The sequence below is a fragment of the Seongchinamella sediminis genome (assembly GCF_003457605.1).
In the GTDB taxonomy this organism is placed as follows: domain Bacteria; phylum Pseudomonadota; class Gammaproteobacteria; order Pseudomonadales; family Halieaceae; genus Halioglobus; species Halioglobus sediminis.
In genome coordinates this window covers 42,834-58,389 of record NZ_QRAN01000003.1, presented here as the reverse complement: position 1 = coordinate 58,389, position 15,556 = coordinate 42,834, and the positions used below count along the sequence as shown (strand labels likewise).

General features: G+C 63.7%; 8 protein-coding genes. 4 read left to right on the top strand and 4 right to left on the bottom strand.

The features are described from left to right. Nucleotides 1-153 precede the first annotated feature (153 nt). Both nifJ and DWB85_RS03370 read left to right on the top strand, forming a co-directional pair. Nucleotides 154-3,792, top strand: a complete 3,639-nt coding sequence (nifJ, locus tag DWB85_RS03375; RefSeq protein WP_117952802.1) for a pyruvate:ferredoxin (flavodoxin) oxidoreductase — start codon at nt 154-156, stop codon at nt 3,790-3,792. 1 nt (nt 3,793) lies between these two features. Beyond that, nucleotides 3,794-4,807 (top strand): dihydroorotate dehydrogenase-like protein, encoded by a 1,014-nt coding sequence (locus DWB85_RS03370; protein ID WP_117952801.1) that lies wholly within the window; start codon nt 3,794-3,796, stop codon nt 4,805-4,807. Here DWB85_RS03370 and DWB85_RS03365 read toward each other — a convergent pair whose 3' ends face one another. Continuing rightward, complete coding sequence (locus DWB85_RS03365; RefSeq protein WP_117952800.1) at nt 4,808-6,271, bottom strand: HAD-IB family hydrolase; 1,464 nt, start codon at nt 6,269-6,271, stop codon at nt 4,808-4,810. Nucleotides 6,272-6,494: 223 nt separating this feature from the next. On the opposite strand from DWB85_RS03365, the gene hrpB reads away from it, so the two are divergent. After that, nucleotides 6,495-9,059: an ATP-dependent helicase HrpB gene (hrpB, locus tag DWB85_RS03360; RefSeq protein WP_117952799.1), complete on the top strand. Its 2,565-nt coding sequence runs from the start codon at nt 6,495-6,497 to the stop codon at nt 9,057-9,059. A 45-nt stretch (nt 9,060-9,104) separates the two neighbouring features. After that, nucleotides 9,105-10,088 carry a zinc transporter ZntB gene (locus tag DWB85_RS03355; RefSeq protein ID WP_117952798.1) on the top strand — a complete coding sequence of 328 codons (984 nt, stop codon included), beginning with the start codon at nt 9,105-9,107 and terminating at the stop codon, nt 10,086-10,088. 19 nt (nt 10,089-10,107) lie between these two features. Here the strand turns inward: DWB85_RS03355 and DWB85_RS03350 are convergent, their stop codons facing one another. The 3 genes from DWB85_RS03350 to DWB85_RS03340 form a co-directional block, all read right to left on the bottom strand. Continuing rightward, nucleotides 10,108-12,228, bottom strand: a complete 2,121-nt coding sequence (locus tag DWB85_RS03350; protein WP_117952797.1) for a YgiQ family radical SAM protein — start codon at nt 12,226-12,228, stop codon at nt 10,108-10,110. A gap of 98 nt (nt 12,229-12,326) precedes the next feature. Continuing rightward, nucleotides 12,327-14,654 carry a TonB-dependent receptor gene (locus DWB85_RS03345; protein ID WP_117952796.1) on the bottom strand — a complete coding sequence of 776 codons (2,328 nt, stop codon included), beginning with the start codon at nt 14,652-14,654 and terminating at the stop codon, nt 12,327-12,329. After that, a complete protein-coding gene (locus DWB85_RS03340) occupies nt 14,654-15,529 on the bottom strand; it encodes an ion transporter (protein WP_162845988.1) in 876 nt (291 codons plus the stop codon). Before DWB85_RS03340 ends, DWB85_RS03345 begins: the two co-directional genes overlap by 1 nt. Nucleotides 15,530-15,556: the final 27 nt, after the last annotated feature.

Here is a 15,556-nt window from a genome sequence, read left to right as displayed (position 1 = left end):
CTCCGCTAATCCTCCTCTCCCCGACCCGGGCTGATCCGGGGCGCTGTCGCTGGCTCCCACCTGGCGTTCAATCCCGGCTTACTGATGCGGATCAATACCCAACGCCCGGATCGGGCCTATGCTTGCTGTTCGTAAAGTTTTCGGGACAGGGTCATGAGTTCAGCCAACACCGTAACCATCGACGGCAACCAGGCGGCGGCGACAATCGCCCACCTGACCAGTGAAGTCATCGCCATCTACCCGATAACCCCCTCCTCGAACATGGGGGAGTTTGCTGACGACTGGTCCGCCAACGGCCGTACCAACCTGTGGGGAAATATACCCCGGGTGGTAGAGATGCAGAGCGAGGGCGGGGCTGCGGGGGCGATTCACGGCGCCCTGCAGGCCGGGGCACTGGCGACCACGTTCACGGCGTCACAGGGATTGCTGTTGATGATCCCCAATATGTACAAGATTGCCGGCGAACTGACGCCCACTGTATTTCATATTGCCGCCCGTTCCCTGGCCTGCCAGGGACTGTCCATATTCGGTGACCACTCCGATGTCATGGCCACCCGCCAGACCGGTTTTGCCATGCTGTCCTCCAACTGCCCGCAGGAGGTCATGGACCTGGCCCTGGTGGCCCAGTCCGCCAGCCTCAAGTCGCGGATTCCCTTCCTGCACTTTTTCGATGGTTTCCGCACCTCGCACGAGGTCGCCAAGTTGCAACTCGTGGATGCGGCCGTAGTGCGCGAGATGATTGACGAGACGGCGGTACAGGCTCACCGTGCCCGGGCCATGTCACCGGCGCATCCGGTGCTGCGTGGCAGCTCACAGAACCCGGACGTGTATTTCCAGGCGCGGGAGACGGTCAATCCCTACTACCAGGCGCTACCCGGGATCGTTCAGGAAGTGATGGACCAGTTTGCCGCTCTTACCGGGCGCCAGTACCGGCTGTTTGAGTACCTTGGCCACCCGCAGGCCGAGCGGGTGGTGATCATCATGGGCTCCGGCGCCGAGGCGGTCGAGGAAACCGTGGATTACCTGGTCGCCGGGGGCGAAAAGGTCGGCGCTATCAAGGTCCGCCTGTACCGGCCATTCAGGGCCGAGGCGCTGATTGCCGCGCTACCGGACAGCGTGAAGGCGGTGGCAGTGCTGGACCGGACCAAAGAACCGGGCGCCGACGGCGAACCACTGTACAAGGACGTGGTCACCGCCCTGGCCCAGGACAGTGGCTCCGGCCAGGGGCGCCTTGCTGCCATGCCGCGCGTGATCGGCGGCCGCTATGGCCTGTCGTCCAAGGAATTTACCCCGGGGATGATCAAGGCGGTGTACGAGGAGTTGACCCGGGCGCAGCCGAAAAACCACTTCACCATCGGCATTCACGACGATCTCAGCCATACCAGCCTGGACTGGGATGACAGCTTCCGCACCTCGGCCAACGATGCCACCTTCCAGGCGGTGTTTTACGGCCTGGGCAGCGATGGCACGGTCTCCGCCAACAAGAACAGCATCAAGATTATCGGCGAGAATACCGACCTGCACGCCCAGGGTTATTTTGTCTACGACTCCAAGAAGTCCGGGGCGGTGACCATTTCTCACCTGCGCTTCGGCCCCGACCGGATCCGCTCCAGTTACCTGGTGGGCCATGGCGACGCCCAGTTCGTGGCCTGCCACCAGCCGGCCTTCCTGGAAAAATACGACGTACTTGCCTACGCCCGCCCCGGGGCGGTGTTCCTGCTCAACACGCCACAGCCGGCGGACCAGGCCTGGCAGTCGCTGCCGACATCCTACCAGCGCCAGATTGTCGAGCGGGAAATCAGCTTCTACTGTATCGACGCCTATGGCGTCGCTGCCAGCAACGGCATGGGCAAGCGCATCAATACCATTATGCAGACCTGCTTTTTTGCCATTTCCGGGATTCTTCCGGCAGAGGAGGCCATCGCCTCGATCAAGCAGGCGGTGGAGAAGACTTACGGGCGCAAGGGCAAGCGCATTATCGAGCTCAACTTCAGGGCGATCGACGAGACCCTGGCCAGCCTGCACCCGATCACCCCGGGGGCAGTAGGCGAGGAGATGAAGGTCGAGCAGGCCGTCGCAGCGGTGCCCGACTTTGTCCGCAAAGTCACCGCCGAAATCATCGCCGGTCGCGGCGACCTTATTCCGGTAAGCCAGATGCCCGGCGACGGCAGTTTCCCGCTGGGCACCGCCGCTTACGAAAAGCGCAACCTGGCCCTGGAGATACCGGTCTGGGAGACCGAACTCTGCACCCAGTGTGGCAAGTGCCCGTTTGTATGCCCGCACACCGCCATCCGCTCGAAGGTGTTTCACGAGTCCGAACTGGCATCCGCGCCAGCGGGATTCAAGTCGGCGCCGGTCAAGGCCAAGGGCTATCCCGAGGGTTATCACATCAGCTACCAGGTGGCCCCCGAGGACTGCACCGGCTGCACCCTGTGCGTGGATATCTGCCCCATCCGGGATAAATCCAATGTCAGCCGCAAGGCCCTGAATATGGCCGCCCAGCCCGAGCGTCGGGCGACCGAGCGCGAAAACTGGGAATTCTTTGTCTCCCTGCCGGAGTTCGACCGCAGCGAACTGAAGACCAACACCATCGCCGGCTCCATGGTGCTGCAACCCCTGTTCGAGTTCTCCGGCGCCTGCGTCGGCTGTGGCGAGACACCCTACGTCAAACTGGCATCGCAGTTGTTCGGCGACCGCATGCTGGTGGCAAACGCCACTGGCTGCTCGTCTATCTACGGTGGCAACCTGCCAACCACACCCTGGACCACCACACCGGATGGCCGGGGACCCGCCTGGAACAACTCGCTGTTCGAGGACAACGCCGAGTTCGGCCTGGGTATGCGCCTGGCCGTGGATCAGCACAGGGACATGGCCCGGCAGTTGCTTTCCGAATTGCGCGATCAGCTGGACGGGCAACTGGTCACCGAGATCCTCGAGGCCAGCGAGAGCAATGAAGCCGAGATCTACGAGCAGCGGCAGCGGGTCGCCACCCTCGATCAGGCGCTGGCGCAAGTGGACGATGACAAGGCCCGGCGCCTGCTGACCCTCAGCGAGAACCTGTGCCGCAAGAGTGTGTGGATAATCGGCGGCGACGGCTGGGCCTACGACATCGGTTATGGCGGCCTGGATCATGTGCTGGCCTCCGGCGAGAACGTCAATGTGCTGGTGCTGGACACCGAGGTGTACTCCAACACTGGCGGCCAGACTTCCAAGGCGACCCCGCGAGGCGCGGTGGCAAAATTCTCCTCCGGCGGCAAGGCCACCAGCAAGAAAGACCTCGCCCTGCTGGCCATGGAGTATGAGAATGTCTACGTTGCACGCGTCGCTTATGGCGCCAAGGATACCCAGACACTCAACGCGTTCCTGGAAGCGGAGGCCCACGACGGCCCCAGCCTGATCCTGGCCCTGTCGCCCTGTATCGCCCACGGCGTGGACATGTCCCGCAACCACCAGCAGCAGGATCTGGCGGTGAAGAGCGGGCACTGGCCACTGTTCCGCTTCAACCCGGAACATATCGCCGCCGGCAGGCCACCGATGAAGATGGACTCGAAAGCGCCGAGCATTCCCTACCGCGACTACGTCCAGACCGAGACCCGTTTCAACATGCTCTGGCACAGCCACCCGGAGGTGGCGGAGGCCTTGCTGGCCCAGGAGCAGAAGTTCGTCAATCACCGCTATCACTTCTACCATCAGCTGTCCGAGCTTGACTGGTCCGATGGCGAGGCCCTGGCAGAAGCGAAGGCAACCAAAGCCAATGTCAAAGGCGATACCACCACGCAAGGAGGCCAGTAAGATGGTCGATCTCACAACACAGTACCTCGGCCTTGACCTCAAGAACCCGCTGGTACCCTCTGCCTCCCCCTTGAGCAAGCACCTGGATTCGGCTCGCCGACTGGAGGATGCGGGCGCCGCGGCACTGGTCATGCATTCGCTGTTTGAAGAGAAGATCGAGGAGGAGGACGCGCGCCTGGACCGCTTTTTTCACCAGCAGGCACTGGGTCATGGCGAGGCGGACAGCTTCCATCCCATCCCCGACAGCTACACCAGCTACGAGGAGCAGTACCTGGCGCAGCTGGAGGCGCTGAAAGCCACGCTGGAAATACCGGTCATAGCCAGCCTCAACGGCACCACGCCTGGCGGCTGGGTCAGCTACGCCGAGGCGCTGCAGGCGGCGGGCGCAGATGCACTGGAGCTCAACGTGTACTATATTCCCGCCGGCCCCCGGGAGGACTGCTGCGCGGTGGAGAACCGCTATGTGGAAGTGCTGACCGCGGTCAGGGAGCGGGTGAGTATCCCCATTACCATGAAGCTGTCACCACAGTTTTCCTCGCCGTTCAACTTCGCCCTGCGACTGGAGGAGGCGGGCGCCAACGGCCTGGTGGTATTCAACCGCTTCTACCAGCCCGATATCGATCTCGATACCCTGGAAGTGACGCCGAAGCTGGAGCTGTCGACGTCGGAAGAATCACTGCTTCGCATCCGCTGGCTGGCGATACTCCACGGCCGGACCCGCTGTTCGCTGGCGATCACCGGTGGCGTGCACAACCTGCGCGATGTGCTCAAGTCGCTGCTGGCCGGTGCCGATGTCACCCACATGTGCAGTGCCCTGCTGCGCCGCGGGCCCGGTCATATCGCCGCCGTAATCAAGGCCCTCGGCCACTGGCTGGAAGAAAAAGAATACGAGTCCGTCAGCCAGATGAAAGGCAGCGTCAGCCAGGCCAACGCCACCGACTCCGCGGCCTTCCTGCGTGCCAACTATGTCAGCGTGCTGGACAGCTACCAGCCGCCGGCCGGTGTGCAGTGGTAGTCAGGCGGTCGCGATGTAGGGCAGGGCGGCCTGGTCCGAAGCGCCGAGCAACTGGCAGTAGCGCTCTTCCAGTTCGCGGCAGCAGGCCCTGATACTGCCGATTTCCCCGGCGGCAATCGGTGCCATCACCGTCACCCGGATGGTGGTCGGCCGCAGCATCAGCCCGCCCTTGGGCAGGGCGTCCTTCACATTGTGCAGCACAATGGGAACAATCGGCACGCCGGCGCGTTTGGCGAGCAGGAAAGCGCCGTGCTTGAAGGGCTGTATGTCACCCAGGGTACTGCGGGTGCCCTCGGGCGCTATCACCAGTGAACGGCCGCTGGCGAGAGTCTGCAGGCATTGCCTGAGCACCTCGGCCTGGTCGGTTTCCCGCCGGTCGACGAAAATGGTGTCCACCAGGCGCAGCATCTGGCCCAGTACGGGTTTGTCGGCCATTTCCTTTTTACACAGGGCCACCACGTCCTCGCGCAGCAGGTGGGCCAGCACCAGCGAGTCCAGCAGACTCTGGTGGTTGAATACGTAGATACAGGGTCGATCACGGCGCAGGTTGTCGTGCCCCTCGATCTCGACGTCCAGGCCGGCAAAGCCGCTGCCGATATCACCGAGCAGGCGGGTGATGCGATTGGCGTTGCATTTGGCGTTCACCCCGATACGACGGCTGACGGCGCCGAATGCAGTGGTGGCAATCATCGATTCTGCCACCAGCAGGGTGCGGGCGATGTTCTCCAGCTGCGGCATGCCGCGGCTGTCGAACTGCAGTTGCGGCCATTGCCTGTTGCGCGCGTGCAGCGCCAGCTTTTCCGACGGATTGACAGCAACCGGCCTGCCCACTTTTTGCAACAGGGGCAGGTCGGCGCTGGAATCGCCATAAAACCAGCTGTCGGCCAGGGCGCAGCGGTACTTGCGCGCCATGCGCCGGGCGGCCATGGTTTTACCCTCGCCATAGCACAGCGGGGCGATAACCTGGCCGGTGAACCGGCCGTCCTGCACTTCCAGCCGGGTGCAGCAAATCTCGCTGATCCCCAGGGCCCTGGCAACGGGCTCAACCTGGTAGCGGCTGGCCGCGGAGACGATGACAAGCTGATCTCCGGCCGCGCGGTGCGCTTCTACCAGGGAAATCGCCTCCCGGTAGAGGCTGCGGGCCACGCTGTTATTCCAGGCCCGTTCACCGAGTTCCTGCAGCGTCGATTCCGGCAGCCCGGCCAGCGCGCCCGCCACCCGCTTGACCAGTTGATGGTACTGGGGCCCCTTGCCGGCCCCTTTTTGCCGGGCCACGTCCCGCAACAGGCCGGCAGCCTCGCGCAGTTTGCCCCGGGCCGCGCCGTGGCGGGCGGTCTCCACCGCCAGGGCCAGGATCGAGTAGCCGGCAATCAGGGTGCGGTCGAGGTCAAAAAAGGCGATGCGACCGCTGCCGTGCCGGGGGCTGTTGGCAACGGTTTGCAGATGGCTTTCCAGGCTGGTCATTGTGCTTCACTCCGGTGTTTGCGCTGGCGTCAGTAAATGCTTAAAACACACAGCAAGATTCCTGCCACCGGCCCCATTCTGGCCTGCTTCTGTGACACGGGGGCTGCAGGCAGGTGTCGGTTTGATGATCGTTGTTCCCTTGTGGTGCGCAGGGCGCGATTATGGTGCGTAGCGATCTCCGTTTTTCGTGGCCTGGGGCAGCGCCCTTCGCTAAGATGGGGCCATGACGATCAGCGAATCCCATGAACTCCCGGTACTGGAAACCCTGCCCGAACTGCGTGCGGCACTGGCCGCCCAGGGCCAGGCAGTATTGCAGGCGCCCCCCGGCGCCGGCAAGACCACCGCCGTGCCGCTGGCGCTGTTGCGTGAGCCCTGGCTGGAAGGGCGCAGGATTGTGATGCTGGAGCCCCGGCGTATGGCTGCCCGGGCATCCGCAGCGCGGATGGCGGAACTGTTGGGCGAGGCGGTCGGGGAGACCGTCGGTTACAGCATCCGCCTGGAGAGCCGCACCAGCGACAGGACCCGTATCGAGGTCATCACCGAGGGCATCCTCACCCGGCGCCTGCAAAACGACCCCGGGCTGGAGGACGTGGGCCTGGTCATTTTCGACGAATTCCATGAGCGTAGCCTCGACTCCGATCTCTGTCTGGCCCTGTGCCTGCAGGGGCGCCAGCTGTTTCGCGAGTCCAGTCCGCTGCGCCTGCTGGTCATGTCGGCAACGCTGGATGGCGAGGCGGTGGCGAGACTGCTGGATAACGCGCCGATTATCACCTCGACCGGTCGCCAGTTCCCGGTGGCGACGCACTTCGGCGCCACCCATCGCCTGCAGGACCCTATCGGCCCGGCGGCGGCAGCAGCGGTACGCCGGGCGCTGCGGGAGCAGTCGGGCAGCGTGCTGGTCTTTCTGCCGGGCCAGCGGGAGATCAATGCCACCGGCCGGGAACTGGCCAAGCACCTGGCCACTGGCGATGTCGAGGACGTGGTGCTGACGCCACTGCACGGCAGCCTGAGCCTGGAGAAACAGCAGCGCGCCATCGCCCCGGCGCCGGCGGGACAGCGCAAGGTGGTGCTGGCCACCAATGTCGCCGAAACCAGCCTGACCATCGAGGGCATCACTGCTGTGGTCGACACCGGGCTGGTTCGCGAGGCCCTGTTTGACCCGGCCACGGGCATGACGCGCCTGACCACCCGGCGCATATCCCGGGCCTCCGCGGAACAGCGCCAGGGCAGGGCGGGCCGGCTTGGTCCCGGTCACTGCTACCGGCTCTGGTCCGCGGAACAGCACGGCCGGCTGGTGGCCCAGTCCAGCCCCGAGATCCTGCAGGCAGACCTGGCGCCGCTGGCGCTGCAGTTGCTGGCCTGGGGCGTCAGCGACCCGGGCGAACTGGCCTGGCTGGATGCGCCCCCTGCGGTCCCCTGGCAGCAGGCCCTGGACATCCTCGAGCGCTGTGGCGCCCTGTTCTACAACCAGACGCAGACGGTCCAGCTCACCCCCCACGGCGTCAGGCTGGCACAAATGCCCCTGCATCCCAGGCTGGCCCATATGCTGCTGGTGGGCTGCGATATCCACGCCACGGAAACCGCCTGCCTGGTGGCCGCGGTACTCTCCGAGCGCAATCCGTTGGCCGGCACTGGCGCTGACCTGGCCGGCACCCTGGCGGTGCTGCTGGGGGAGCAGCGCTGTCCCCAGGAGGCCCAGGGCTGGTTCCGGCGCATCTGGCAGCAGGCCAGGCGTTTTGCCCGCATCGCCAGTGATATTCACAAGCCGCGGCGCTTCGCCATAGCGGTGGATTCCGCCGATGTCTTGGGGGTCCTGCTGGCCAGCGCTTATCCCGACCGCATTGCCCGCCGCCGCGACAGCGGCGAAGGCTACCAGTTGGGTAACGGCCGCAGTGCGCATCTGCCGGCAGAGGATGCCCTGGCGCGCGAGCCCTGGCTGGCGGTAGCGGACATCGGCAGCCAGGCGGGACAGAGCACGGACCGGATCTTCAGTGCGGTTCGCCTCAATCCGCAACGCTTCAGCGATATCCTGTCGCCGCTGGTCCGCGAGGAAGACATGGTGGACTGGGATAACCGTCTGGAACGTTTTGTTGCCCAGCGCCGCACCCTGTGCGGGCAGTTGCAGGTTGCTGTGGAGCCGCTGTCGGAGGTCCCCGAGGAGTCCCGCAGCCAGGCACTGCTCGGTGTGGTACGCCGTCGCGGACTGGCCATACTGCCCTGGACCAGGTCCCTGCAACAGTGGCGTGACCGCGTGCGGCTGCTGCACGAGGCCTGCAGCAGCGATCCGCAAAACCCCTGGCCCGATCTTGCCGAGGCGGCCCTGCTGGATAGCATGGAGCAGTGGCTGCTGCCTTACCTGGGCCCCGTCAACCGGCTGGAGGACTTCCAGAAGCTGGATCTGAAAGCGATTCTCCACGCCCTGCTGCCGTGGCCCTTGCCGCTGGAGCTGGAGCGCCTGGCCCCGGAACGCATCAGTGTGCCCTCCGGATCCAGTGTTGCCGTCGATTACAGCCAGCGGCCGCCGGTGCTGGCGGTCAAGCTGCAGGAAATGTTCGGTTGCGAGGACACGCCCACGATCGCCGGCGGCAGGGTGGCGCTGCAGGTCCACCTGCTGTCGCCGGCCCAGCGGCCGCTGCAGGTGACCCAGGACCTCGCCGGCTTCTGGCGCAGCAGCTACCAGGACGTGAAAAAGGAAATGAAAGGGCGCTACCCCAAACACCCGTGGCCGGACGACCCCCTGCAGGCGGTGGCGACCCGGCACACCAAAAAGCGTCTGGAGCAGGCCTGAGCCGGCCGTATCTGCGTCCCCGATTATCACAACAGGAAGGTGTTCATGACAGAAACCGCAGCACCCCAAGGACTACTTCATGCCATCCTGCTCGATGGCAGTGGCGGCTGCCTGCGCCTGCCCTGGCAGGATGTGGGCAACTGGCAAGCGGAGCAGGGCTACCTGTGGCTGCACTTCCATTTCGAGGAGACCGAGACCCGGGACTGGCTGGAGCACGAAAGCGGCCTGAATGACATTGCGGTAGCTGCCCTGATTACCGATGAGACCCGGCCGCGCACCCTGAATCGCGGAGACAATTTACTGCTGGCCCTGCGCGGCGTAAACCTGTCCCCCGGCGACGACCCCGAGGACATGGTGTCACTGCGCCTGTGGACTGACGGCCAGCGCCTGATCAGTACCCGGCGCCGACAGCTGGTTTCGACCCAGGATGTGATCGAGGAACTGGAAGCCGGCAATGGCCCGCGCAATGCAGCCGAATTACTGGTGACCTGGATTGACCGGGTGGTGCTGCGCATGAACGACACCATCGAACAGCTCGAGGACGAGGTGCTGGCGCTGGAAGAGCGCGTGCTCGGCGGTGAAACCTCCGGCCTGCGGGTGCAGATCGCCCAGCTGCGCAAGAAAACCATTTCCCTGCGGCGTTACCTGGCACCCCAGCGGGAGGCCATGAACCGCCTGGCCAGCGAAAACCTGAGCTGGCTGGACGAGATCAACCGCCTGCGCCTGCGGGAAACCAATGACCGCCAGATGCGCTACATAGAAGACGTGGACGAGATCAGGGACCGAGCCGCCCTGGCGCAGGAGGAGCTGTTCACCCGGGTATCGGAACAGATGAACGAACGCTCCTATATTTTTACCGTGGTGGCGACTATTTTCCTGCCGCTGGGATTCTTCACCGGCCTGATGGGAATCAATGTCGCCGGCATGCCGGGGGTGGAAAATAGCAGTGCGTTCTGGATAGTCGTGGCCGTGTGCCTGGGCCTGACCGCTGCCCTGGCGCTGGTGTTTCGCTGCAAGCGCTGGCTTTAGGCCGACGCTGTGCCGCCGCTTAGCGGCGCTTGTTCAGCTTGCGGCGTGGACCTGGTGTGCGTGGCAGGCCGTTGTGCTGGGTGGCGAAGGGCCTGCCCGGTTCGACTACTGCATGGCGCTTGCCCGGCTGCCGCGGCGGCACCAGGTGCATTTTACCGTTGCCAATCAGGTCACTGCGGCCCAGCTTTTTCAGCGCTTTGCGCAGTGTCGGCCAGTTGTTCGGGTCGTGATAGCGCAGGAAGGCCTTGTGCAGGCGGCGCTGTGACAGGCCTTTCACCGTGGGCATGGTATCGCTGTCGCGGGTAATGCGCTTGAGGGGATTCTTGCCGCTGTGGTACATCGCCGTGGCGCTGGCCATGGGCGAGGGGTAGAAGGTCTGGACCTGGTCGGCGCGGAACCTGTTGCGCTTGAGCCACAGGGCGAGGTTCATCATGTCCCTGTCCGAGGTGCCCGGATGGGCAGCGATAAAATAGGGAATCAGGTACTGCTCCTTTCCTGCCGCTTTCGAGTATTTCTCGAACATGGCCTTGAAGCGATCGTAGGTCCCTATGCCCGGCTTCATCATCTTGTCCAGCGGGCCATCCTCGGTGTGTTCCGGGGCGATTTTAAGGTAACCGCCCACGTGATGGCTGACCAGTTCCTCGACGTACTCGGGGGTTTCCACCGCTATGTCGTAGCGCAGCCCGGAGGCGATCAACACTTTTTTCACCCCCTCCAGCGCCCGGGCCTTGCGGTACAGCTCTACCAGCGGTGTCTGGTCGGTATTCAGGTTTTTGCAGATGCCCGGGAATACGCAGCTGAGCTTGCGGCACTTGGCCTCGATATCCCTGCTCTTGCAGGCGAGCCGCCACATGTTGGCGGTGGGGCCGCCGAGGTCGGAGATCACCCCGGTAAATGCCGGTGAGGTGTCGCGAATCTTTTCCACCTCACGCAGGATCGATTCTTCCGAGCGGTTCTGGATGATGCGCCCCTCGTGCTCGGTAATGGAGCAGAATGTACAGCCGCCAAAGCAGCCGCGCATGATATTGACCGAGTGGCGGATCATTTCATAGGCGGGCAGCCGGGCATCGCCGTAGCTGGAGTGGGGCAGGCGGGTGTAGGGCAACTCGAACAGCCAGTCCAGTTCGTCCGTCTCCAGCGGAATCGGCGGCGAGTTCAGCCAGACCTCACGGTCGCCGTGGGCCTGGATCAGGGGTCGCGCATTGTGCGGATTGGTTTCCTTGTGCAGGATGCGCGAGGCATGGGCGTAGAGGGCCGGATCGTCTTTTACCTGTTCGTAGGACGGGATCCTTATGACGGCCGGGCGCTTGTCGTCCACCCGGTCGAGGATGCGCACGACGTCCTCGCCCTGTTGCACCGCCACCTCGTCGCTGGCGCACTCGGCGGTGCGCACGTCCTGGTAGGGGCTGGCGATCCTGTCTATGCGCCCAACGGGATCGATGGAGGTGGAGTCGATCACCCGCCAGCCGTCGGGAATGCGCTTGCGCACGAAAGCGGTGCCGCGCAGGTCGCGAATGTCGTGGATGGACTCGCCGGCAGCCAGGCGGTGGGAGACATCGACAATGGCGCGCTCGGCATTGCCGTAGAGCAGCAGGTCGGCGCGGCTGTCCAGCAGCACCGAGCGGCGGACCTTGTCGCTCCAGTAGTCGTAGTGGGCGATACGGCGCAGGCTGGCCTCGATGCTGCCGATGACCAGCGGCACATCGCGGTAGGCCTCGCGCACCCGCTGGCTGTACACGATCACCGCCCGATCCGGGCGTTTGCCACCCTCATTGTTGGGGGTGTAGGCGTCGTCGTTGCGGCGCTTGCGGTCCGCCGTATAGCGATTGATCATGGAGTCCATGTTGCCGGCCGAAACGCCAAAGAACAGATTGGGTTTGCCGAGCACCTTGAACGGCTCCGCGCTGGTCCAGTCGGGCTGGGCGATAATCCCGACCCGGAAACCCTGGGCCTCCAGCAGGCGGCCGATGACCGCCATGCCGAAGCTGGGGTGGTCCACGTAGGCATCGCCGGTGACGATGATAATGTCGCAGCTGTCCCAGCCAAGCGCATCCATCTCCGCCCTGGAGGTGGGCAGTTCCGGCGCCGGGCCGAAGCATTCAGCCCAGTATTTGCGGTAGGAATGGATAGGGGTCGGCATGGTCTGTTACACGGAAAATCTGGCCGGGCATTATAGCAGGTATGACCGGCGCTGGAGAGGGGGTGATTCGGGCACCCTGGCGGGCGCCCGGAGTTACATCAAAAATCTTTTCTCAGGGTCAGGCCCCAGGTGGCCGGTTCCTTGTAGTAGGCGATGAAACGACCGGTTTGTCCGGGGGTGTCTGAAATGGTGTCGGTGGAGTCCTCGTCGGTGACATTGCGGCCCCACAGGGTCAACTGGGTGCTGTAGCGCTCGAAAATCAGCCCCGCGCGCAGGTTGACAATATTGAAGGCCTCATCGTACTTCACCGGGTCGTTGTTGACGTCGGTCATGCGCTCGTCGGTGTACACATATTCGCCGTACAGGAAAGCGGTAATCGCATCAGACAGCGGGAAATCCTGGTTGGCGGTGAGCACCAGCACGTTTTCCGGGTTACCGGATATGTCGCCGCCGCTGCGGTCACAGCTGCCGTCCGGCAACTGGCCCGGGTCGGGCGCGTTGCTGTGCCAGGGGGTGCCGGTCCAGCAGGGACCGCCCTCGAAGTCGGCGTATTCACCGTGGTTGTAGGCATAGGCAAGGGTAAGCTCGGTGCTGTCGGTGGGCAGCCAGTACAGGTCTACCTCAGCGCCATAGGTTTCCGCGGTACCGGCGTTGGCCAGGGTGAAGCCACCGCCCTGGAAGGAGTTGGTCTGCAGGTCCTCGGTATCGGTCAGGTGCAGGGCCACGTTCAGGCGCAGGGCCTGGTCCGGGAACTCGGCTTTCATCCCCAGCTCATAGGACTCGGAGTTCTCGGCGTCGAATACCACCTCGAATTGCGATTCGATCCGGTCCCCGTTAATGCCACCCGATTTGTAGCCGGTGCCGTAGGAAGCATAGAACATGGTGCGGTCATTCATGAACCAGCTCAGCTTGAGGGTGCCGGTGACCCGGTCGTCGTCAAACTGTTCGCTTACATCGGGCTGGGGTGACAGCGGCGGGAACAGGTAGAAGCCCCAGTTGGGCAGCAGTGGATTGAGTGCCTCCGGCGCGTCCTGGGTGTAGGTATTGCGCAGGTCCTTGTCCTCATAGGTCCAGCGCAGGCCGCCGGTTAACACCAGGCTGTCGCCCAGGTTGTAGTCCACCTGGCCGAATACCGCATAGCTGGTGTGATCCTGCTCGTTGCGGTCGGTGGCCCCGGTGCCCTCGATGAAGGCGTTCGCCGGAAGGCCGACAATACTGCTGAGCCCGCCACCGACATTGGTTTGCCGGTCGTTATCCAGCGACTGCTCGTAGTAGTAGAGTCCCGCTACATAATTGAGGCGTTCAGTGCTGTCGCTGATGCGCAGTTCCTGGGTGAACTGGTCCTGGCTGGCGTCATTGATGCGGAAGGCCCCGCCGAGGTCGTTGAAGGCGATGTCACTGTTATCGTAGGAGTCGTGGGCGCGATAGGCGGTGATACTGGTGACCAGGAAGGTATCGGTGGCCCAGTCGATCTGCATCGAGACACCGCGGTCCTCATTCTCCGAGCGCGGCGGGTAGGCAACGCTTACCGCGTAGTCATAGAAGTCCCGCTGGTCGACGACCGTGCCGCCCGCGGCTACGGTGTTGCTGTCGGTTCCGGGCTTGGGTGCGGAACCGGGGGGGAGGTCCTGGGCGAAAAAGTTGTTTTTCCAGGAGCCGGCGGCGCAGCAGATTTCCGCTACTTCCGAATAGTCGGCGATGACTTTTACCGTCAACTGGTCAGTAGGCTGGTACAGCGCGGAGAGCCGCGCGCCCCAGCGGTCACGGTCGTTGATAACGTCGTCCCCGCCGCCGACTATGTCCACATAGCCGTCCCGCTCCATGTAGAAACCGGTGGCGCGCATGGCCAGGGTGTCCTCGATCAGGGTAAAGGATTTGGCGCCGTTAACGTCGACCAGGTTGTAATTACCCGCGGTGCCCTGGAGGAATCCGGAGCCCTCGAAGTCGGGAGCCGCCGTATTCATGGTGATCGCGCCGGCGGGGGTGTTCCTGCCGAACAGGGTGCCCTGGGGACCGCGCAGGACTTCCACACTGGCAATGTCCACCATGTTGTTGATCATCGACCCCTGACGGGCACGGTAAACACCGTCCACGTACAGGCCGACCGAGGGCTCCAGGCCGAAGTTCTGGGAACTGGTGAAAATCCCGCGGATGGAGAAGCTGGTGGTGGTCGAGGTCTGGCTCTGGGACACGATCAGGCTGGGGGCGTTGTTCTGCAGGTCGAACATGTCCTTGACCCCGGACTGTTCCAGCGTCGCGGCGTTGAAAGCGGACACCGCCACCGGGACGTCCTGCAGGTTCTGCTCCCGTTTCTGCGCGGTGACCACCACTTCTTCAAGCGCTCCCTGCGCCAGCGCGCCCGGGGCGGCCAGTCCGAGAACAGCGGCTAGTGCGCCGGCAAGGGCGCTGCGGTTGCTTGCTTTCATCAACTGGTTTCCTTGTGTTCAGTTTCTGGTTGGTGTCCGGGCGCCGGCAGCTGGCTGCCGCAGTGCCGGCAGTAGTGCGCGCCCGGGTCTGTTTCCACATGGGCACAGGTCGTGCAGTTGCGGGACGAGCGAATCAGGCGTTCTTTTTTCAGGCGCTGTGACAGGGTCAGTTCCGCGGTAACGATACCGGTGGGAACGGCGATCACCGCGTAGCCGATCAGCATGCCGGCCGAGGCCAGTGCCTGGCCCAGGGGAGTCATGGGGGTCACGTCACCATAGCCTACTGTGGTGATGGTGACGATAGCCCAGTAGATACTGTGGGGAATGCTGTTGAAGCCGTGCTCCGGGCCCTCGATGACATAAATCAGGCAGCCGAAAATGGTGGTGAGTATCATCATCAGCGAGAAGAAAACAAAGATCTTGCGAGTCGAGTTGTGCAGCGCACGGGCCAGGTCGTTGGCCTCGTCCAGCAGGGTCAGCAGGCGCAACACCCGGAAGATACGCAGGATGCGCAACAGCCTGATGATCAGCAGGGAGGCGGCTTGCGGGACGAACAGGGAAATATAGGTGGGCAGCAGCGCCAGCAGGTCCACCACCCCGTAAACGCTCAGGGCGTAGCCTTTGCGGTTTGGCGCACACCACAGTCGCACCAGGTATTCGGCGGTAAACAGCAGGGTAAAGCCCCATTCGATCTGCAGGAACAGCAGCGCGTAGCTTTCGTTGTAGCGGGGAATGGAATCGAGCATTACCACCAGCACGCTGGCCAGAATGACCATGATCAGGCAGATGTCGAACCACTTGCCGGCGGGGGTTTCGGTACCGAATATGACCCGGTAGAACGCAAGCTGCAGCGGGGTTTGTTCTCTGATGGACATGCCCGGCGTTATTATTCCTGTCGCTAT